14 protein-coding genes and 4 pseudogenes are annotated in these 20151 nt (G+C 70.6%); 10 read left to right on the forward strand and 8 right to left on the reverse strand.

Annotated elements, in window-relative coordinates; translation table 11 throughout:
- Positions 1 to 12: 12 nt before the first annotated feature.
- Positions 13 to 2809 (reverse strand): annotated as a pseudogene (locus tag RUTHE_RS09510) ([protein-PII] uridylyltransferase).
- 114 nt (positions 2810 to 2923) lie between these two features.
- Positions 2924 to 4072 (reverse strand): annotated as a pseudogene (locus RUTHE_RS17560) (ABC transporter substrate-binding protein); the annotation flags it as partial.
- Between RUTHE_RS17560 and rsmI the strand changes: the two are divergent.
- The 4 genes from rsmI to RUTHE_RS09530 all read left to right on the forward strand — a co-directional run bounded on the left by rsmI (position 4071) and on the right by RUTHE_RS09530 (position 7304).
- Entirely contained in the window at positions 4071 to 4943 is an 873-nt protein-coding gene (rsmI, locus tag RUTHE_RS09515) for a 16S rRNA (cytidine(1402)-2'-O)-methyltransferase (RefSeq protein ID WP_021098175.1), read from the forward strand. The pseudogene RUTHE_RS17560 and the gene rsmI overlap by 2 nt on opposite strands.
- A gap of 31 nt (positions 4944 to 4974) precedes the next feature.
- Positions 4975 to 5358, forward strand: a complete 384-nt coding sequence (locus RUTHE_RS09520) for a YraN family protein (protein WP_245542216.1) — start codon at positions 4975 to 4977, stop codon at positions 5356 to 5358.
- A 79-nt stretch (positions 5359 to 5437) separates the two neighbouring features.
- A complete protein-coding gene (gene gshB, locus RUTHE_RS09525; RefSeq protein ID WP_021098177.1) occupies positions 5438 to 6385 on the forward strand; it encodes a glutathione synthase in 948 nt (315 codons plus the stop codon).
- A gap of 10 nt (positions 6386 to 6395) precedes the next feature.
- The gene (locus RUTHE_RS09530) at positions 6396 to 7304 is read left to right on the forward strand and encodes an alpha/beta hydrolase (protein WP_021098178.1); all 909 of its coding nucleotides are present in this window, start codon (positions 6396 to 6398) and stop codon (positions 7302 to 7304) included.
- On the opposite strand, the pseudogene RUTHE_RS09535 reads toward RUTHE_RS09530, so the two are convergent.
- The 3 genes and pseudogenes from RUTHE_RS09535 to cobU all read right to left on the reverse strand — a co-directional run bounded on the left by RUTHE_RS09535 (position 7274) and on the right by cobU (position 9971).
- A pseudogene (locus tag RUTHE_RS09535) lies at positions 7274 to 8787 on the reverse strand (YifB family Mg chelatase-like AAA ATPase). The gene RUTHE_RS09530 and the pseudogene RUTHE_RS09535 overlap by 31 nt on opposite strands.
- A gap of 90 nt (positions 8788 to 8877) precedes the next feature.
- Positions 8878 to 9450 (reverse strand): histidine phosphatase family protein, encoded by a 573-nt coding sequence (locus RUTHE_RS09540; RefSeq protein ID WP_021098180.1) that lies wholly within the window; start codon positions 9448 to 9450, stop codon positions 8878 to 8880.
- Positions 9447 to 9971 carry a bifunctional adenosylcobinamide kinase/adenosylcobinamide-phosphate guanylyltransferase gene (gene cobU, locus RUTHE_RS09545; RefSeq protein WP_021098181.1) on the reverse strand — a complete coding sequence of 175 codons (525 nt, stop codon included), beginning with the start codon at positions 9969 to 9971 and terminating at the stop codon, positions 9447 to 9449. Before cobU ends, RUTHE_RS09540 begins: the two co-directional genes overlap by 4 nt.
- A 99-nt stretch (positions 9972 to 10070) precedes the next feature.
- Here cobU and RUTHE_RS09550 point away from each other — a divergent pair, with 99 nt between their 5' ends.
- From RUTHE_RS09550 to RUTHE_RS09575, 6 genes and pseudogenes are all read left to right on the forward strand, one after another.
- A complete protein-coding gene (locus RUTHE_RS09550; protein ID WP_021098182.1) occupies positions 10071 to 10949 on the forward strand; it encodes an RNA polymerase factor sigma-32 in 879 nt (292 codons plus the stop codon).
- 66 nt (positions 10950 to 11015) lie between these two features.
- A complete protein-coding gene (gene coaBC / locus RUTHE_RS09555; RefSeq protein WP_021098183.1) occupies positions 11016 to 12248 on the forward strand; it encodes a bifunctional phosphopantothenoylcysteine decarboxylase/phosphopantothenate--cysteine ligase CoaBC in 1233 nt (410 codons plus the stop codon).
- Positions 12245 to 12709, forward strand: coding sequence for a dUTP diphosphatase (gene dut, locus RUTHE_RS09560; RefSeq protein WP_021098184.1), 465 nt, complete (start codon positions 12245 to 12247; stop codon positions 12707 to 12709). The genes coaBC and dut overlap by 4 nt, the downstream gene beginning before the upstream one ends.
- Positions 12710 to 12757: 48 nt before the next feature.
- Positions 12758 to 13753: pseudogene (locus RUTHE_RS09565) on the forward strand (HesA/MoeB/ThiF family protein).
- Between the two features lie 90 nt (positions 13754 to 13843).
- Positions 13844 to 14632 carry a transporter substrate-binding domain-containing protein gene (locus tag RUTHE_RS09570; protein ID WP_021098187.1) on the forward strand — a complete coding sequence of 263 codons (789 nt, stop codon included), beginning with the start codon at positions 13844 to 13846 and terminating at the stop codon, positions 14630 to 14632.
- Positions 14633 to 14641: 9 nt separating this feature from the next.
- On the forward strand, positions 14642 to 15451 hold the full coding sequence (locus tag RUTHE_RS09575) for an amino acid ABC transporter permease (RefSeq protein ID WP_021098188.1): 810 nt from the start codon (positions 14642 to 14644) through the stop codon (positions 15449 to 15451).
- Positions 15452 to 15739: 288 nt separating this feature from the next.
- On the opposite strand, the gene RUTHE_RS09580 is transcribed toward RUTHE_RS09575, so the two are convergent.
- Genes RUTHE_RS09580 through RUTHE_RS09590 form a run of 3 tightly spaced genes read right to left on the reverse strand, consistent with a single transcriptional unit; the run spans position 15740 to position 19816 of the window.
- Positions 15740 to 16087, reverse strand: a complete 348-nt coding sequence (locus RUTHE_RS09580; protein ID WP_021098189.1) for a hypothetical protein — start codon at positions 16085 to 16087, stop codon at positions 15740 to 15742.
- A gap of 11 nt (positions 16088 to 16098) precedes the next feature.
- Entirely contained in the window at positions 16099 to 17373 is a 1275-nt protein-coding gene (locus RUTHE_RS15485; protein ID WP_144079646.1) for a hypothetical protein, read from the reverse strand.
- A complete protein-coding gene (locus tag RUTHE_RS09590) occupies positions 17309 to 19816 on the reverse strand; it encodes a host specificity factor TipJ family phage tail protein (protein ID WP_021098191.1) in 2508 nt (835 codons plus the stop codon). The genes RUTHE_RS15485 and RUTHE_RS09590 overlap by 65 nt, the downstream gene beginning before the upstream one ends.
- Positions 19817 to 20151: the final 335 nt, after the last annotated feature.

Genomic DNA, 20151 nt, shown 5'->3' on the forward strand with positions numbered 1-20151 from the left:
GCCGCGGGCGAATTACGCCCGGGCCCGTGCGGCGCCCTGTTCGATCGCTTCGCGCAGGCGCCGCTCGAGCGCGCGCTGCCGGCTCTCGCTGTGGAATTTCAGGCCGAACATGTCCTTGACATAGAAGCTGTCCACCGCCTGTTCGCCATAGGTCGCCACAACGGCCGAGGCGATGTAGACATGCGCCGCCGCCAGCGTGCGCGTCAGATCGTAGAGCAGGCCGGGCCGGTCGCGCGTGTCCACCTCGATCACCGTGTAGAGGTCGGAGGCCTCGTTGTCGAAGGTGATGCGCGTGGGCACCTCGAAGGCGGCCTCGCGGCGCTTCAGCCTGTCGCGTTCCTTCAGCGCCTCGCGTGCGACGACTTCGCCCTTGAGCGTGCGGGCGATGGTCTGGCGCAGGCGGGGGATGCGTGCGGCCTCGTAGGGGCGTCCTTCGGCATCCTGGATCCAGAAGACCGCCGTGGCATAGCCATCGCGCGAGGTGTAGGTGCGCGCATCGCGGATATTCGCCCCCGCCAGCGCCAGCGCCCCGGTCATGCGGCTGAACAGCCCCGGATGGTCCACCATGGCAAAGGCCGCGCGCGTGGCGTCGCGGGCGTCCTCGGGCTTGATGTCGATGCGCAGCTCGTCGTCGCGAATGTCGCGCAGGAGCTGGGCAAAGACGACATGCTGCTCGGTCGAAAGGCCCAGCCAGTAGGGGCCGTAATGGCGGGCGAGTTCCGCCTCCACCGCTTCGCGGGGCCAGTCGGCGAGGGCCAGCGCCAGTGCGGCCCGCGCTTCCTCCTCGCGGGCCGAACGTCCTTCCTCGCTCTCGCCTTCGAGGATGGCCGTCTCCGCATCCTTGTAGAGGGCGCGCAGCAGCATGGCCTTCCAGTTGTTCCAGGTGCCGGGCCCGACGCCGCGGATGTCGCAGACCGTCAGCACCGTGAGCAGGTCGAGCCGTTCCTTGCTGCCCACGCGGGCGGCGAAGTCGCGCACCGTTCGGGGTTCGGCGATGTCGCGCTTCTGCGCCACATCGGACATCAGCAGATGATGGCGGACAAGCCAGACGACCGTCTCCGTCTCCCGCTCCGTCAGGCCCAGACGGGGGGCGACGCGGCGGGCGATTGCGGCCCCCGTCTCGGAATGGTCGCCCTCATGGCCCTTGCCGATGTCATGCAGAAGCAGCGCGACATAGAGCACCCGCCGGTTGACCCCCGCCCTGAGGATCCCCGAGGCGACGGGCAGCTCCTCGACCAGCTCTCCCCGTTCGATCCGCGCCAGATGCGAGATCGCCTGGATCGTGTGTTCGTCCACCGTGAAATGGTGGTACATGTTGAACTGCATGAGCGCGACGACCGGTTCGAACTCCGGGATGAAGGCAGCGAGGACGCCCAGCTCGTTCATGCGCCGCAGGGCGCGTTCCGGGTTGCCATGCTTGAGCAGCAGGTCGAGAAAGATGGCATTGGCGCGCGGATCGCTGCGCAGCCGGTCGTCGATGCGGTGGAGATTGGCGGCGATCAGGCGCATCGCGTCCGGATGCAGCAGGGTCCCTGTCCGCAGGGCTTCCTCGAAGATGCGCAGAAGGTTCAGCGGATCGGCGAAGAAGGCGCCCTCGTCGGCAACGGTCAGGCGGTTGTGCTTGATGGCATAGGGGGGGCGCGCGCGGGGCTTGCGGGCGAACAGGCGCGTCAGCATCGGGGCGGGCTTCTGATGGGCGGCCTCGAGCGCGGTCAGCAGGATCCGCGTCAGTTCGCCGACGCGCGTGGCATGGCGGAAATAGTCCTGCATGAAGCGTTCGACGGCGCGTCGTCCGCGTCCGCCCTCGTATCCCATCGCTGCCGCCACCTCGAGCTGGAGATCGAAGCTGAGCTGATCGGTCGCCCGCCCCGTGATGAAATGGAGGTGACAGCGCACCGCCCAGAGGAAGGCCTCGGCGCGGCGGAAGGTCTCGAACTCCTCGGCGGTGAAGATCCCCAGGGAGGCCAGATCGTCCGTGCTGTTCACGCCGTGGATGTATTTGGCGATCCAGAACAGCGAATGCAGGTCGCGCAGCCCGCCCTTGCCTTCCTTGACATTGGGCTCGACGACATAGCGCTGGCCGCCCTGACGGGTATGGCGGGCCGCCCGCTCGGCGAGCTTGGCCTCGAGGAACTGGGGCGCCGTGCCGCGGAAGATATCGTTGAACAGGCGGTGGCGCAGCTCTGCGAACAGGCGTTCTTTCCCCGCCAGCAGACGCGTCTCGAGCAGCGCCGTGCGCACCGTCATGTCGTTCCGCGCCATGGCAAGGGCTTCGGGCAGGGTGCGGGTGGCGTGGCCGACCTTGAGCTTGATGTCCCACAGCAGGTAGAGGAAGGCCTCGACGAGGGCCGAGTCCGCCGAGTCTACTGCTTCGGGCAGCAGCACCATCAGATCCACATCGGAAAAAGGGCGCCATCTCCCCCCGCCCGTAGCCTCCGACGGCCAGCAGGGCGGGTTCGCCCCGTCCCGCAGGCCGGGGGTGGAGGCGCTGCGCCACCGTCCAGGCGGCCGTCACGACGCGGTCTGTCAGCCAGGCGATGGCGCGGGTGACCTCTCGCCCCGCGAAGGGCTGTTCGGCGAGGGCCTCGCGGAGGACGGCCATGCCTGAGCGTTGTGCCTCTCCCAGCAGCCGGGCCGCGGCGGTCCGCGCGGTCTTGGGATCGCTCCCCTCCAGGGCGCGCGTCAGCTCGGCCTCGATGGCCGGCGCATTCCAGAGCCTCTCGGGCGGGCGGATCAGGCCGGCCGACGCCTGCGCAGGCAGGGCTGCCGCCGCCTCGGCAGCGGGCGGCGGCGGGGCGACGGCCTCCACCTCAGACGCCGGCACCGGCAAAGCTGCGGGGGGCCGGTCAAGGATGACAACCTGTCCGCGCTGCACGGTGGCCACCGCAAGGCCGCGTTCGTTGGTGCCGTCGGGCAGCAGGCGGAAGATGCCCGAGGTGCCTTCGAAGCCCTGCGGCTGGGTCAGGGCGCGGCGCGACAGGGCCTGCGGATTGCCTCGCGCAGCAAGGGCGCCGATCGCGGCGATCCCGTCATAGGCCAGGGAGGCGAGCGGGTGGGGCGGCGCCCCGTAGGCGGCCTGATAGCGGGTCTCGAAGGCGCGCAGCATCGCCTGATCGGGGACGGCGAAGAGGCCGCCCTGCAGCCCGGGCAGCGCAAGGATCTGGGGCGTGGCATCCCAGCGGGTGAGGCCGATCATGCGCACGGCCTCGGGAGAGAGCCCCGCAAGGGGGAGATCCGAGGCCAGGAGGGGCAGATCGGCGGTGGGGTTGGCGGTGGTGAAGATCGCCTGTGCCCCCTGCGCCTCGGCGGCGGCGGCGATGGTCGGGGCCGCCAGGCGGATCCCCTCTTGCGTCAGGGGATAGACCTCCACGCCGGTCACGGTCGCGCGGTTGGCGGCGGCGGCCTGCCGGATGGCATCGCGGCCGATGGACCCCTGCAGGTCGTTGCCATGCACGATGAGATAGCGGTCGATCCCCATCCCTCGCCCGTAGCGGATCAGGCGATCGGCGGTGTTGCGGAAGGTCGGCCCGAGGATGAAGACGTTCCCGCCGGCGATGGTCGGGTTGTTGGAGAAGGCGAGCAGGTTGACGCCTGTTCCAGCCACCGCCACGCCTGCGGCATTGGCCTCTTCGGCATAGACGGGGCCGAGGATGATCGCTGCGCCTTCCTCGACCGCGGTGCGGGCGGCGGCGGCGGCCTGTCCGGGCTGACCGGCCGTGGCATGGACGCGCAGATCCACCGGCACGCCGGAGAGGTCGGCGATGGCCAGCCGTGCCGCATTCTCGAGATTGCGGGCCAGGAAGTCGTCTGCCGGATTGGTCGATCCTGCCGGCACGAGCAGCGCGACCGGGATCGGCTGTCCGGGCCGCAGGGCGGGGGCGGCCGCCGATCCGCCCGGCTCCACCGGCGCCGGCACCGGTGCGCAGGCCGAGGCGAGGGCCAGCACACCCAGGGCGGTCAGGCCGCGCAATGCGCCCCGGCGGCTCACGGTGCTTGCGGTCATGATGCGTCTCCCCCAGTCTGTGCGCTGGCATCCATCATAGGGGTGCCGGGCCGGGGGGTTCCAAGCCATGAAAGATGACCGCGCGCCGCTTTCCGCCGGCCTCGTCCTGGTCTCTACCCCGATCGGGGCCGCGCGCGATATCACGCTGCGCGCGCTGGACGTGCTGGCGCAGGCCGATCTGATCGCCGCCGAGGACACGCGCACGGCGCGCCGCCTGCTCGAGATGCACGGGATCCCGCTGGCGGGCCGCCGTCTCGTGTCCTGTCATGACCATTCGGGCGAGGGGGTCATCGAACGCCTCGTTGCGGCGATGGAAGGGGGCGCCTCGGTCGCCTATGTCTCGGAGGCGGGAACACCGCTGGTCTCCGATCCCGGCTTCACGCTGGCGCGGGCGGCCATCGCGCGGGGGCTGGCGGTGACGGCGGCGCCGGGACCGTCGGCCCTGCTGGCCGCGCTGGCCGTGGCGGGGCTTCCGACCGACCGCTTCCTGTTCGCGGGGTTCCTGCCGGCTGCCCGCAGCGCCCGCCGCGCCGCCATCGCCGAACTGGCTCCCGTGCCGGCCACCCTCGTCCTCTATGAAAGCCCCCAGCGCGTCCGCGAGACGCTGGAGGATCTGGCCGACATCCTCGGCGACCGCGAGGCGGCGCTCTGCCGCGAACTGACCAAGCGCTTCGAGGAGGTGCGGCGCGGAACCCTGCAATCGATCCGGGAGGGGCTGGAGGTGGAGGCGCCGCGGGGCGAGATCGTCCTGGTGATCGCCCGTGGCGGCCCGGCCCGGCCGGGGCCGGGGGAGGTTCATGCCCGTCTGCGCAAGGCGATGGAGACGATGCGCCTGAAGGACGCGGCCACGGCGGTGGCGGGCGCTCTCGGCCTGCCGCGCAGCGAGGTCTACCGTCTGGCGCTGGCGCTGCGGGATGAAGGCCGGGGGGAGGAGGGCTGAGGCCGTGGATCGCACGCAACGGACCGCCCGCATGCCGGCGCGGCCCCGCGCCGAACGGGGGGCGGCGAACCGGCGCGGCGGTGAGATGGCCGAGGAGGCCGTCGCGCTCCACTACATGGGGCGCGGCTGCAGGGTCCTCGCCCGGCGCTGGCGCTCGGCGGCGGGCGAGATCGACCTCGTGGTGCAGGACGGGGAAACCGTCGTGGCGGTGGAGGTCAAGCGCGCCAGCACCCATGATACCGCGGCACTTCGCCTGTCGCAGCGCCAGAGGGAGCGTCTCTGTGCGGCCCTCGCCCTGTTCTGCGAGGGGCAGGACGCTGCCGGTGCCCCTGCCGGGCGGCGGTTCGACCTCGCGCTCGTGGACGGCATGGGCCGCGTGGAACTGTATCCGAATGCCTGGGGAGAGGACTGGTGAGCGCGCCATGCGAATGCGCTCCGCCTTGCCGCGGCGCGCGGGCTGGGCCATGAACGCCCTCGTGACAGCGGAGGGGCGCATGGGCCTGAATGTCGCGTTCCAGATGGATCCCATCACCGGCGTGAACATCGACGCCGATTCGACCTTCCGCCTCGCGATCGAGGCGCAGGAGCGGGGGCACCGGCTGTTCCACTACACGCCGGACGGCCTGAGCTATCAGGAAGGCCGCGTGATGGCGCGCGGCGCCTTCATGGAGCTGCGCCGCATCCGGGGGAACCATGTCACATTCGGCCCCGAGGAGGTGGTGGACCTCTCGACGATGGATGTGGTCTGGCTGCGGCAGGATCCCCCCTTCGACATGGGCTACATCACCACGACCCACCTGCTGGAAATGATCCATCCCCACACGCTGGTGGTGAACGATCCCGTTTCGGTGCGCAACGCGCCCGAAAAGCTTCTCGTGCTGCGGTTTCCCGATCTGACCCCGCCCACGGCGATTGCCCGCGATCTGGCCACACTGCGCGCCTTCCGTGAACGCCACGGCGACATCATCCTCAAGCCGCTCTATGGCAACGGCGGCGCCGGGGTGTTCAAGCTGGCGATGGACGACGGCAACCTCGCCTCCCTGTTCGAGCTGTTCACCTCGATGTCGCGCGAGCCGATCATCGTGCAGAAATACCTTCCCGAGGTGCGCAGCGGGGACAAGCGCGTGATCCTGGTGGATGGCGAGCCGGTCGGCGCGATCAACCGCGTGCCGGCCGCGGGAGAGACACGTTCCAACATGCATGTGGGCGGCCGGCCCGAGCCGGCTCCGCTGACCGAGCGCGACCGTGCCATCTGCGCGCGCATCGGCCCCGTGCTGCGCGAGAAGGGCCTGATCTTCGTCGGGATCGATGTGATCGGCGACTGGCTGACCGAGATCAACGTGACCTCGCCCACCGGCATCCAGGAACTGGAGCGCTTCGAGGGGACGAATGCCGCACGCCTGATCTGGGAGGCAGTGGAGCGGCGGCGCCGGGGCGGCTGAGGCCGGTGGGGTGAGCCGACGCCTTCGCCTTGCCGCGGCCCTGATGCGGTGGCTGGCACGGCCGGCCCTGGCCCGGACCCGGACACCCGAGCAGGCTGCCGCCAGCTTCGAACGCTGGGCCCGCCTCCTCCTGCGTCCGCCGCCCGATACACGCGCCATTCCCCGCAGGCTCGGCCATGTGCCCTGTCACTGGATCGCGGCCGGCCCGGTGACAGAGGGGCGGGTGCTGCTGTGGTTTCATGGCGGGGCGTATCTGTCGGGCAGCGCGACCACGCATCGGGCGATGCTTGCACGGCTTGCACAGCTCTCCCGCACCGAGGTTGTCGCACCCGACTACCGGCTGCTGCAGCAGGCCCCCTTTCCGGCCGCCTTCGAGGATGCACAGGCAGCCTGGGACGGCCTGCGGACCCTGGGCTACCGGCCGGCGCAGATCGCGCTGGGCGGCGACAGCGCGGGCGGAGGACTGGCGCTGGGGCTTCTGGCGGCACGGCTTGCGCGGGGAGAGAGGCCGGCCGCGCTCCTTGCCTTTTCGCCCTGGTGCGACCTGACACTTTCGGGCGAAAGCCTGGTCGTTCATGGGCCGCATGATGCCCTGATTCCCGTGGCGCGCATTCCGGAGGTGGTGGAACGCTATCTCTGCGGCGCCGAGGCGTCGGATCCTCGCGCCTCGCCCCTCTTCGCCCGCTTTCCCCACCCGCCCCCGGTCTTCATCGCCGTGGGCAGCGGCGAGGCGCTGCGCTCGGATGCCGAACGCATGGCCGGACGGCTGCGGGAGGAAGGGGGCCTGGTGAGGCTTCTGGTGCAGGCGGGGGCGCCGCATGACTGGCCGATGCTGGACGGATGGGTCCCCGAGGCGCGTGCGACACTGCGCGAGGCGGCGGCCTTCCTTCAGGCCGCCTTCGAGAGGACAAGCCGGTAGCTGACGGCCTCGGCCAGATGCGGGCGGCGGACGCGCTCGGACCCGTCGAGATCGGCAATGGTGCGGGCCACGCGCAGGATGCAGTGATAGCCGCGCGCGCTCAGGCCGATGCGGGCGGCGACCTTGCCGATCAGCTCGCGACCTTCCGCGTCCGGCTCCGCGATCTCCTCGAGCAGCTTTCCTTCGGCTTCGGCATTCAGGCGCACCCCCTCGATCCCCGCATAGCGGCGGGCCTGCACGGCGCGGGCCCGGGCAACGCGCGCGGCGACATCGGCCGACGCCTCGCCCGAGGCGGGCAGGTCCAGATCCTGGAAGGCGACGGGCGGCACCTCCACCCGCAGGTCGAAGCGGTCCATCAGCGGACCCGACAGACGGCCCATGTAGTCCTCGCCGCAGAGAGGAGCCCGCCCGCAGGCCCGGGCCGGTTCGGCCAGAAAGCCGCAGCGGCAGGGATTGGCTGCCGCCACCAGCAGGAAACGGCAGGGATAGCGGACATGGGCATTGGCACGGGCCACGACGACCTCGCCCGTTTCGATGGGCTGGCGGAGCGTCTCGAGCACGCTCCGGGAGAACTCGGGGAATTCGTCCATGAACAGCACGCCGTTATGGGCCAGGCTGATCTCGCCCGGTCTGGCGCCGCGACCGCCGCCGACGATGGCGGCCATGCTGGCGGTGTGATGGGGCTCGCGGAAGGGGCGGCCGCGGCTGATCCCTCCTGCGGAGAGCAACCCCGCAAGGGAGTGGATCATCGAGGTCTCGAGCGCCTCCGCCGGCGAGAGCGGCGGGAGGATTCCCGGCAGGCGCGCCGCCAGCATCGACTTGCCCGAACCGGGCGAGCCCACGAGGAACAGGTGATGGCGCCCTGCGGCGGCGATCTCCAGCGCGCGCTTGGCCCGTTCCTGCCCCTTGATGTCGCGCAGGTCGCGGGGCGCATCGCCGGGGACGACCTCGCCGGGCTGTGCGGGGGCCAGGGGTTGGGCGCCGCTGTAATGGCGCACGACCTCTGGCAGCGAGGCGGCGGCAATGACCTCGCAGCCCCCACCCAGGCGGCTTCGGGCCCACAGGCCCGTGGGCAGAGCAGCCGGCGTCCCTCTGTGGCGGCCGTCATGGCCGCGGGCAGAGCGCCCAGCACGGGAACCAGTGCGCCGCCCAGGGACAGTTCGCCCAAGGCGACGGTGCGCGCGACCTCCTCTCGCGGGAGGATGTCGAGCGCCGCCAGGAGGGCAAGCGCGATGGGCAGGTCGAAATGCGATCCCTCCTTGGGCAGGTCCGCAGGAGAGAGATTGACGGTGATGCGCTTGGCCGGCAGGGCGATGGCCATTCCTGTCAGCGCCGCGCGCACCCTTTCGCGCGCCTCCGATACCGCCTTGTCGGGCAGGCCGACGATGGCGAAGGCGGGAATCCCCGGCGTGACCGTGCACTGCACCTCCACCAGGCGGGCCTCGACCCCCTCGAAGGCTACCGTGTAGGCCAGCGCGACCATCCCCGCCCTCCCGTTCATCCCCGGGCAGGGATGAAGCAGAAAGGTTAATGGTCGGTTAACGGGATTGTGCCTCCGGCTCTGTCAGCTCTGTCACGGCCGCAGATCGGCGGCCTCGACCTGCCAGAGCCCCCCCTCGATGCGGATCACCGAAAGCGAGAGCGGCGCGATCCGCTGGCCCATCGCCTCGCGCGCGGGGATTCCGCGGGCGCGCTGGAGACAGGCAAGGATCGGGCCGAAATGGCAGACGGCGATCAGATCGCCGCCGGTTGCCGTCAGCAGACGGTCCATGGCGCCGAGGACGCGCCCCGACATGTCATCCCAGCTCTCGCCGCCGGGGGGGGCATGGCGGCCGGGATCGTCCCAGAGCGCATGGGCCAGAACGGGGTCTTCGGCCGCGCATTCGTCATGACGGCGCATCTCCCAGGCCCCGAAATGCATCTCCCGCAGGGCGGGTTCATGGGGCAGGCGGGGTCTGTCCTCTGCGATCGCATCGGCGGTGGCCACCGCCCGGACCAGATCCGAGGAGACGACCGGCGCGACGGGCAGCGCCAGCGACAGGCGGTTGAGGGCGGCCTGGTCCGACAGGTCGGCGGGCAGGTCTGTCCAGCCGCACATCCCCCGGCCCCCCGTGGGGCCATGCCGGACAAGCCAGAGCCGTCTCATGGCAGATGCCCCTTGAGCACGAGAGGCAGGCCCGCGGCGACGAACACCACCCGGCCGGCCTGTGCCGCAAGCCGCTGGTTGAGCTGTCCCTGGGCATCGCGGAACCGCCGGCCGAGCGGCGTTCCGGGCACGAGGCCGAGCCCCACTTCGCTGGACACGATCGCGACCGGGGCGGGACAGGCGGCGAGCGCGGCAAGAAGCCCGTCCTCTGCAGCACACAGATCGGCCCCCGCCTCCATCAGGTTGCTCAGCCAGAGCGTGGCGCAGTCGATCAGCACCGCTTCGCCCGGACCGACGGCGGCCAGGGCGGCGGCGGGATCATGCGGGGCCTCGATGGTGCGCCATCCGCTGCTCCGGCGCGCCCGATGCCGCGCGACCCTGGCGCCCATCTCGGCATCGCGGACCGTTGCCGTTGCGACATAAAGACGCGCGGGCGAGGCCGCCTCCACAAGGCCTTCGGCGAAGGCGGACTTCCCCGATGATGCGCCACCTAGGACCAGCGTCAAATTTTGCAAGCTCATCGGGGGAACTTCCATGATCGGCATTCGTTTCCGAGCCGTAAAGGCATCAAGCGAGGGGGAGAAGCCCCCCTCGCCGCCAGACTGGGGGATCGAGGCATCATGGCACTTGACGGCTACGCGGATCAGCATCTCTCCCGGACCGCAATGCGGGCAGAGCTTCTGGACGCCGAAACGGAGCGCCGCCTTGCCTATGCATGGCGGGACCGGCGGGACGAAAAGGCGCTCCACCGGCTTGTCGCCGCCTACATGCGGCTGGCCATCTCGATGGCGGGCAAGTTCCGTCGCTATGGCGCGCCGATGAACGACCTGATCCAGGAAGCCTCGCTGGGGCTGATGAAGGCAGCCGACAAGTTCGACCCGGACCGCGGCGTGCGCTTCTCGACCTATGCCGTGTGGTGGATCAAGGCCTCGATCCAGGACTATGTGATGCGCAACTGGTCGATGGTGCGCACGGGCTCCACCAGCAGCCAGAAGTCGCTGTTCTTCAACATGCGCCGTGTCCAGGCCCGCATCGAGCGCGAGGCCCAGGCGCAGGGGATCGAACTGCCCCCCCATGAGGTGCGGCGCCTGATCGCCCGCGAGGTCGGCGTGCCGCTGGCCGATGTCGAGATGATGGAAGGGCGTCTGGCCGGATCCGACTATTCGCTCAATGCCACCCAGTCTGCCGAGGAAGAAGGGCGCGAATGGATCGAGGCGCTCGAGGACGACAGCCCGCAGGCGGCCGAGCGGGTCGAGGCCGATCACGATACCGAAACGCTGCGCCAGTGGCTGGCGACTGCCCTTTCCGCCCTGAACGAGCGCGAGCGCTTCATCGTCCGCGAGCGCAAGCTGCGGGACGATCCGCGCACGCTCGAATCGCTTGGGGACGAGCTCGGCCTGTCCAAGGAGAGGGTGCGCCAGCTCGAGGCGGCAGCCTTCGGCAAGATGCGCCGCTGTCTCGAGGCACAGTCGCGCGAGGTCCGGGTCTTTCTCGGCTGAGCGGTTCGCGCCTCCGGCTGCTCCTGCCGCGTTGACTCCCCCTCGGCTTCCGCGGATGGTCCGGCCATGCTGGAGAGGCGGCACATCCTTCTGGTCATCGGGGGCGGCATCGCGGCCTACAAGACGCTTGACCTGATCCGCCGCCTGCGCGAGCGCGGCGCGCGCGTGACCCCCGTGCTGACCGAGGCCGCGCATCAGTTCGTCACCCCCATGGCCGTGGCGGCCCTCGCCGGAGCCGAGGTGCAGACGACGCTCTGGGATCTGACTGCCGAAGCGCAGATGGGGCATATCCAGCTGTCCCGCGCGGCCGATCTGATCGTCGTGGCGCCCGCCACCGCCGATCTCATGGCCAAGGCGGCGCAGGGCCTTGCCCCCGATCTGGCCTCGACGCTCCTTCTGGCCACCGACAAGCCGGTGCTGATGGCCCCCGCCATGAATGTCCGCATGTGGGAGCATCCCGCGACCCGGCGCAACCGCGAGAGGCTGCGCGCGGACGGGGTGCGCTTCGTGGGGCCGAATGAGGGCGAGATGGCCTGCGGCGAATACGGGCCTGGGCGCATGGCCGAACCGGCCGAGATCCTGGCCGCGATCGAGGCAGAGCTGGGTCGTGCGCCGGCCGTCATGGCCTCCGATCCGCCTGCCGGCGCGCGGCCCCTGGCCGGGCGGCATGTGCTGGTCACCTCCGGCCCCACGCATGAACCCATCGATCCCGTGCGCTATATCGCCAACCGCTCCTCCGGTGCGCAGGGAACGGCGATCGGGGCGGCGCTGCGCGATCTGGGCGCACGAGTCACCTTCGTCACAGGTCCGGCCATCGTGCCGCCGCCCGAGGGCGTCGATGTGGTGGCTGTCGAGACGGCGGATCAGATGCTCGCGGCCGTGCGCGCCGCCCTGCCTGCCGATGCCGCGGTGATGGTGGCCGCCGTGGCCGACTGGCGTGTCGCGCAGGCCTCCGGACAGAAGATCAAGAAGGGCAACGGCGCGGCGCCGGTGCTGACCCTGGCGCCCAATCCCGACATTCTCGCCACCCTGTCCCGGCTGGAGGAGGGGCGGCCCCGTCTTGTGGTCGGCTTTGCCGCCGAGACCGAATCCATCCTCGATCATGCCCGTGCCAAGCGCCGGGCCAAGGGCTGTGACTGGATCCTCGCCAATGATGTTTCGCCCGGGACGGGGATCATGGGCGGCGGGGAGAATGCCGTCACGCTGATCACCGGCGAGGGCGAGGAAGCCTGGCCCCGCATGGGCAAGGAGGCCGTGGCGCGCCGTCTGGCCCTGCGTATCGCGGAGGCGCTGGGGTGAGGCCGCGGATCCTGTGCGACTGGACCCCGGGGGCCGATCGCTCGGTGCCCCTGCCATCCTACGCAACCTCCGGCTCGGCTGGCGCGGATCTGCGCGCGAATCTGCCGCAGGAGCTGCGGCAGGGCGGTCTGACCATCCCCCCCGGCGCCCGCATCGCCGTGCCGACGGGCCTTTGCCTCGCCATCCCCGAAGGATGGGAAGGGCAGGTCCGGATGCGCTCGGGGCTGGCGCGGCGGACGGGTCTGTGCATCCCCAATGCCCCCGGCACCATCGACAGCGATTTCCGCGGCGAGGTGATGGTGCTGTTGTGGAACGCCGGGGACGATCCCGTCACCCTGGCCCATGGAGAGCGCATCGCGCAGCTCGTGGTGGCGCCCGTCGCCCGGGCGGATTTCGTCCCCGGCAGGCCGGAACCGACGGCCCGCGGCACGGGAGGCTTCGGCTCGACGGGGGCGGCATGATCCTGGTCCTGGCCATGGGGGGGGGTCATCTGGGGCATCGGTGCTGCCATGGGAGTGGCCCGGCAGGCCCGCCTGCTGATGATCGGGCTGCTGCTGACAGCGGTGCTGATGCTGCAGGTCGCGCTGCCCGACGGACATCCCCTGCGCGAAGCGACAGGCGGCGAGCCGGGCCTGTGGCTGCTGCTGCTGGGCCTGACGGCGACCGGCTGGGCCTACTGGCAGATCCTCCGGCGCATCAGGGCCCGCGCCGATGCCGTCCAGACACCGCCTCCCGTCCGGTCCGGCGCGCTCGGGGACGAGGAAATCTCCCGCTATGCCCGCCATATCGCCCTGCGCGAGATCGGCGGAGCCGGCCAGCGCCGCCTGCGCGAAGCGGCCGTCCTGGTCGTGGGGGCAGGGGGGCTCGGCGCGCCCGCGCTTCTCTATCTGGCCGCGGCGGGCGTCGGCCGTCTCGGCGTGATCGATCCCGAGGAGGTCGAGACCTCCAATCTCCAGAGGCAGGTGATCCACCGCAGCGAGGATATCGGCCGGCCCAAGGTGCAGTCGGCTGCGGATGCGGTCGCGGCCCTCAATCCCCCATGTGCGCGTGCTGACCTATCGGCGCCCCCTCGAACCCGGCATCGCCGCGCGGCTGTTCGCCGATTATGACCTGATCCTCGACGGCACCGACGGCTGGGCCGCGCATGCCCTGTGCAACGAGGCTGCCGTTGCCGCTGGCCGCCCGCTGATCCAGGGGGCCCTGTCGCAATGGGAAGGACAGGTCGCCCTGTGGCATCCCGCCGGCGGCGGCCCCTGCCGTGCCTGCATCTTCCCCGAGGCGCCGGCCCCCGGCCTTGCCCCGACCTGTGCCGAAGCCGGCGTCGCCGGCCCCTGCCGGGCGTCATCGGCACGATCATGGCTCTCGAGGCGGTCAAGTGGATCGCCGGCGCGGGCACGCCGCTGCGCGGCCGTCTCCTGCTCTATGACGGGCTCGAGGCCGAGGCACGCACCCTGACGCTCGAGCCCCGGCCCGGATGCCCGGTCTGCGGCGGGCGCGGCGCCTGACCGCTGCCCGGCCCCCGGATCCCCCGGACGCTGGACAAGCGCACCAAGCCGTGGCGTTATCGCGCCCGCATATCCGAAGGAGACCGCGCCATGACCGCCCGCCTTCTCGCCGCTGCTGCCCTTCTTGCCCTCGGGGGGACCGCCGCTGCCGCCCAGGACCTGCCGGATCTCGGCGGGCGGACGATCACCGTCGTTACCGAGAACGCCTATCCCCCGCTGCAGTTCATCGATGCCGAAGGGAATGCCGTCGGCTGGGAATACGATGCGATGGCCGAGATCGCCCGGCGGCTCAACCTGAATGTCGAATATGCCAACATCTCCTGGGATGCGATGATCCCCGCCGTCTCGGAGGGGCAGTACGACATGGGCATGACCGGTATCACCATCCGCGAGGACCGCCGCGAGATGGTCGATTTCTCGGCCCCCTACATGACGTCGCAGATGCTCATGATCGTCCGCGGGGACGAGGATCGCTTCACGGATGCCGCCTCCTTCGCCGCCAATCCGGATCTGCTCGCCGCGGCCCAGCCGGGCACGACGCCCTTCTATGTCACGGTCTACGAGATCCTCGACGGCGACGAGGCCAACCCGCGCGTCGTCAAGTTCGAGACCTTCGGCGCCGGACTCGAGGCGCTGCGCACGGGCGATGTGGACCTCGTCCTGTCGGATTCGGCTGCCGCACAGGCCTATGTCGCGGCCTCGGACGGGGGGCTCAAGATCATCGGCGAGCCGCTTGGCACCGAGGAGTTCGGCTTCATCTTCCCCAAGGGCAGCGACCTTGTGGAGCCCATCAACGCCGCCATCGAATCGATGCGTGCCGATGGCACGCTCGATGCGCTGAACCAGCGGTGGTTCGTGGACTATGCGATGGGGCAGTAAGCCCGTCCCTTGACCCCCGCACCCGCCGACAAGGACTTTCCCTGGTGGCTCGTCGTCGTCGTGGCGACGGGCCTGTGGCTGTTCTGTGAAGTCCTGTCGGATGACATCTACCGCGATGTGCTGGGCAAGCTGTCGCGCGGGATCGTCATCACGGCCCTGGTCGCGGTCGTGGCCTATGCGGCGGCCTGCGCGATGGGCCTGGGCCTGGCCCTGATGGGGCTGTCGCGCCGCCTCCTCCTGCGGCAGGCCGCGCGCCTCTACATCGAGGTCATGCGCGGGGTGCCGATCATCGTGCTGTTGCTCTATGTCGCCTTCGTGCTGGCCCCGGCGCTGGTCGCGGGGTGGAACCGGATCGCCGAGGCGCTGGGCCTCTCGCCCCTGCGGCCGCGGGACTTTCCGCTCCTGTGGAGGGCGGTGATCGCCCTGACCCTCGCCTACTCCGCCTTCCTCGCGGAGATCTTCCGCGCCGGAATCCAGTCCGTCGATCACGGCCAGATCGAGGCCGCCAAGGCGCTGGGCCTGTCCGCGGCGCAGCGCTTCCGCCTGATCGTCCTGCCGCAGGCCTTCCGCACGATCCTGCCCGCCCTCGGCAACGATTTCGTCGCCATGGTCAAGGACAGCTCGCTGGTGAGCGTCCTGGGGGTGACGGATGTCACCCAGCTCGGCAAGGTCACGGCCGCCGGCAATTTCCGCTATTTCGAGACCTACAACGTCGTCGCCCTGATCTACCTGACCATGACCATCGGCCTGAGCCTGATGCTGCGCCGCCTGGAGAGGCATCTGCGTGCCCGTGGCACCGGTGGCGCCGGTGTGAGGTGACAGTTGAAGTGGCTATGAGGGAAGAAACAGGAAAATCCGGGAATAGACGATAAATCAAGCAACTATGGCATTGCTGCGATGCAGCATTTTGACAGATGAGATGGCAGGTCCGCTGCCATATTTATGGCAATCCCAGCCGTTTGAACGGCTTCATTCAAGAACCGTGTAAACCGTTCAAGTGCCGTTCAAACAATGATTTTTTGTTCTTCCGACAGCCCTTCCGGATGATCTGCCCCAGCATCAGCCCCATCCCTTTCGCGGCTTTGCTCTGCATGCATGGCTTCAACTTCAGGTAGATCTAAGGACTGTCCCCCTCCTCCTCCGGCCGGCCGGGCAGGGGGACGGGGCCGTCCGCCTCCAGCAGAAGGGGGCGGAAAGCGCACCGCCTCCGGCGCCTCCGCCCATGGGGCAGCAACACCGACAGACGCAGCCGCCCTCCCGCCGCTCCACCGGGCCGATGATCCAGGGATGCGGCACCACCACATCCCCCGCTTCGTCCCGCTGCGACAGATCAAGCGGCGCCCCTTCGGCCGCGGCCGACAGATCCACCCTCTCGCCGTTGATGATCAGGGTTTCCCCTTCGCGGATCAGCGTCAGCGTGCTGTCCATCCGAACCGGAACCAGCGTGATGATCATGACACCCCCCCTCAGAACCAGCGGCCGATCGCCATGCGGCTGTGCGGAAGGTTCACCCCCGCACTCGTCATGACCGTCGCCCAGTTGCGATAGGCCTGCGACGTCGTTGTCGCGGCACCCCGCAGGAAACAGCCCCCATAGCGGTCCGACCGGGTGCCCGTAATCGTAACCGCAGGCGGCACGCTGAACGCCGCCGGAAAGGTCCAGGTGATATCCGCCGGGCTGACCCACAAATTCGTGTGCGGGTTGTCCGTCAGCCCCTCGGTCGTCACGATACGTTGCCAGCAGATCTGGGTGCCATCGGCATAGCGCACATAGTCCCCGTTGCTGTTGCTGCCCCGTTCGATCACCGCCCCCGTGGGCACCCCGCCGGACTGGGACACCGAACCCAGCAGATTGCCGCGATGAAAGGCCAGCTGCCCCCCGATGGTGACCCCAGAGGCCAGCGCCACCGCCCCCGTCGATCCGGCAATCGACAGCGCCGTCGCCCAGGACGACCCGTCCGCGCTGACCTTGATGGCAAAGTCGTCCGACCCCGCCGTTCCCATCTCCGCCCGGCCGGACCAGCCGGTCTGGAACAGCAGACTGGCCGTGTCAGACGCCGCCGCCTTGTTCACCTTCACCTGATGCCCCGCACCGGCATGCGTGAACAGCACCGCCGGCGATGAAACCGAAACCTGCCCGGTGATCTCGACGCCCGTGTTTGTCACCCGCAGACGCTCTGCCCCGCCGGTGGCGATGCCGATCCGGTCGGGCCCGGGGCGCCAGAGGCCGGTATCGAGGTCGCTCTGCCAGGTCAGCGCCGGGGCGGCGGCGCTGCCGTCGAGAAGCCCGACGCCGACGCCGCCGGCCACGCCGATCGGCACGAAACGGCCCTCTTCTGTGCGCACGAGGATCGTTGCGTGATTGGCCCCCAGCGCGACCGACGTTGCCGCGTTGCCGATCACGTCGGTCCCCTGCGGGGCCACGGTCGCGGAGGCGACCTCGCAAGCGATCACGACGAACCATCCGTCGGGCACATCCGCCGTGGAGGGAAGGGTCACCGTGACCCCGTTTGCTGCCACGACGACGATCTGCCCGCGGTCGGCCGCGGTCAGCGTGGCGTTCGCCGACAGCGCGCGCACGCCGCTGCCGAGTGTCCCGAGGGCTGCAAGCGCGGCCGCCTGGGTACTGTCGGTGCCGAGCGTGTCCGCGACAAAATCTCTCATCTGCACCAATGCATTAGAGAGAGATAGCGCATCCATCGGCTCGGTCTGGAACGCGGCGGCGGCGGGAAGCGTGGTCATACGGGGTCTCCGAGATAGGTCCAGACGACATCGGTGAGGGTGTTCCAGACGACCTGACCGCGGCGACGGGTCCAGACGTATTCGAGGCCGTCGTCCTCGCGGGTGATCCAGAGAACGGGCCTGGCGATGCCGGCCTGCGCCTCGACCCAGGGACCGGCCGACCGGCCGATGGCGCGGACTCGGAACCGGGTCCGCGGCCCGTAGGGCGGGCGCAGCACGATCTGGGCGGCGGCGGTCTCGGCCGCGCGGGACCAGCCGGCGGCGGCGACCTGCCGGATGCCCCTTCGGCCATCTCGATCTCGTAGTGGGTGGCGCCGGGTGCCGGGCGCCAGGCGAGATGCGCCATCGCATCGGGCGAGAGGCTGATGCGCAGATCGGTGACCGCCGGTGCGTCGGGCAGGCGCGGCAGACGGCCGGGACGGATCGGCCGCGGCGTGCGCCCGGTCTCGGCCGTGTGCACGGCTGGATCCTCGACCACGGCCTCGATCTCGACGGTCAGCGCGTCGCGCGGGCGGACGGAGGCCACCTTGGCACGCGCGGTCTCGGTCCAGCTTCGCCCGAATATTGCGTGCGTGCGCAGCCGCCCCTGCCCGGTGTCGGGTGTGATATCAGGGTCGGCCGCCAGCACCGCCTCGCGGTCGGTGGCGCCACGGCGGGCGGCGAACGGCCCGGCGAGCGATCCGTCGCGCCGTCTGAGGCCGATGACATGACCATCGCCCGACCAATCGAGCGGCTCGCTGAGGGTCAGCCGGCGGGCGGCGGCGTTCCAGGCCACGACCTCGGCCGAGGCGCCCCAGCCCACGAGGTCGTGCTGCACCGCGATGAGATCGCCCGGAGCGGGGATAAAGCCCTCCATCTCGGTGGCGAAGTGAATCACCCGGCGGCGGTAGCGGTTGCAGGCCGCGTGATAGAGGCCCTCGCGCAGCGCCTGAGCGCGCGAGGTGACGGCATCCAGGCGGATCGTGGCCGGGCGCACAGGGGTTGCGTTGCCGAGATTGGCAATCACCCGCTCGGGCTGCCAGGTGGTCGCGTCGAGGTAGCTCACCTCGACGGCATCGGCGGTGCCGGGTGCAGGCATCAGCCAATCGATCGAGAAGCTTCCCTCGACGATATTATGCTGGCTGAAGAGCGCGACGGGCACAGTGTCGGGCCCGTCCCGGACGGCCCGCAGCCGCCCGCCCTGCATGAGCATCCGCGCCCGGCCCGCGGCGGCGACGCGGCCGGCGGCGTCCCACCAGCTGCCGGCGTCGGCGAGACGAATGTCGCAGACATCGCCGCGCGCGGTCCAGAGCGCATCGAGCGCCGCGAGGCCCGCGAGATCGATCCGCGCGTCGGGCAGGCCGGGCCCGTAATCGGCATTGCGCGCCATGTCGGCGAGCGCCCAGGCGATCGAGCGGGTGGGCTGCGGCGCGGTCCAGCCGCTGCCGGTCCAGACCGGCAGCTTGCGGGTGGCGGTGACGTAGACCTGCCGGCTGGCCTGCCGCGCGAGGTTTCCGGTGGCGCGCATCCGCATCGCGATCAGGGTCACCGGCGGCCAGTTCTGCGGATCTGCCCGGTAGCCGCGCAGCGCGCCCCAGTGCACGTCGTGGGCGTCGGTCTCGGCGGCGGAGCGGACGTCGGTGCGCCAGGCCCGCACGGCCCAGCGCTGCCCGGGCGCGGGCGCGTTCCAGACCCAGCTGCGCCGCTGCGGGGTGCGGGTTTTGTCGCGCAGCGTCGCCTCGCCGAGGAGCACCCAGTCGCCGCTCGGATTGCCCGCATCGGTGATCGGGCGGGCCTCGATCCGCACGGTTGTAGCGCGCTCGGCGAGCCGTCCACGCGAGTCTGTGGCGTAGAGGCCGCCGGGCCAGATCAGATCGACCGCGAGGCGGGTCGCGACGGCGCCCGCGGGTACGGCCGGGAAGCCGGTTTCGCCGCCAAGGACGCTGTCGACGTCCATCTCGCCTGCGGCGGCGGTCCAGCCCGGTGCCTCCACGGTCCAGGTGTCGTCGTCCGGGATGACGCCGATGGCGGCGAATAGTTCCGGCTCGCCGTCCGCGCTCAGCCGCACCGTCTGGCCGCTTGCGCGGCGGTGCTGCGCTTCGGTCACGATCAGGGTTGCGCCGGATCGCGTATAGGACAGGCGCGCCCGCGCGCGCAGCTCCTGCCCCGAGACGAGGGGCGAGGTGTCGACTGCGGTCGGAAACAGCGTGACCTGCCCGCCGGGCGGTACGACCTCGACCGCGACCTCGCCGAAACTCTCGACCGGCACCTCGCCGATCTCGATCCGCTCAATCTCGTACTCCCCCGCGCCGAGGCAGTAGAGGCAGTAGAGGAACTGTTCGTTGCCGGCCGTCTCGGCCCAGGGGGCGGCGGCGAAGTCCGGCTGCACGCGCAGCCGGCCGTACTGCACCGGGATCGCCTGTTCGAGGCGCGCGGCGTTGCCCTGCGCCGTGAGGCTGAACACCTCGCCCGGGGCGGCAGCGGCTCGGCCGTGGGCGGGGGCAGGAGTGCGTTGATCAGCGTCTGTCCGCCGAGGAGAAGGGCGAGCCGCGCCGCGCCGGCCGTGATCGCGCCGCCAAGCGCATTGCTCCAGAATCCACCGACCGGCCCGGAGATCGCCAGAAGCGCGAGCGACAGGAGCGCGCGCACCGGATCCGATCCGCCTCGTCCGCCGCCACCCGCGGGCAGGACGACGAACAGGAGGTGATCGCCGTCGGCCAGCCGCCGCCGCCAGGCTGCGCGCAGGACCGGCCGGCCGTTCAGGACGGCGATGACGGGCCGACCGGGCGCAGGGGCGAG

It is taken from the genome of Rubellimicrobium thermophilum DSM 16684, from assembly GCF_000442315.1.
Classification (GTDB): domain Bacteria; phylum Pseudomonadota; class Alphaproteobacteria; order Rhodobacterales; family Rhodobacteraceae; genus Rubellimicrobium; species Rubellimicrobium thermophilum.

Coding starts and splice junctions, on each gene's coding strand:
- rsmI (WP_021098175.1), top strand. CDS start 4,071: ATGAAAGATGACCGCGCGCCGCTTTCCGCCGGCCTCGTCCTGGTCTCT.
- RUTHE_RS09520 (WP_245542216.1), top strand. CDS start 4,975: ATGCCGGCGCGGCCCCGCGCCGAACGGGGGGCGGCGAACCGGCGCGGC.
- gshB (WP_021098177.1), top strand. CDS start 5,438: ATGGGCCTGAATGTCGCGTTCCAGATGGATCCCATCACCGGCGTGAAC.
- RUTHE_RS09540 (WP_021098180.1), bottom strand. CDS start 9,450: ATGAGACGGCTCTGGCTTGTCCGGCATGGCCCCACGGGGGGCCGGGGG.
- cobU (WP_021098181.1), bottom strand. CDS start 9,971: ATGAGCTTGCAAAATTTGACGCTGGTCCTAGGTGGCGCATCATCGGGG.
- RUTHE_RS09550 (WP_021098182.1), top strand. CDS start 10,071: ATGGCACTTGACGGCTACGCGGATCAGCATCTCTCCCGGACCGCAATG.
- coaBC (WP_021098183.1), top strand. CDS start 11,016: ATGCTGGAGAGGCGGCACATCCTTCTGGTCATCGGGGGCGGCATCGCG.
- RUTHE_RS09570 (WP_021098187.1), top strand. CDS start 13,844: ATGACCGCCCGCCTTCTCGCCGCTGCTGCCCTTCTTGCCCTCGGGGGG.
- RUTHE_RS09580 (WP_021098189.1), bottom strand. CDS start 16,087: ATGATCATCACGCTGGTTCCGGTTCGGATGGACAGCACGCTGACGCTG.
- RUTHE_RS15485 (WP_144079646.1), bottom strand. CDS start 17,373: ATGACCACGCTTCCCGCCGCCGCCGCGTTCCAGACCGAGCCGATGGAT.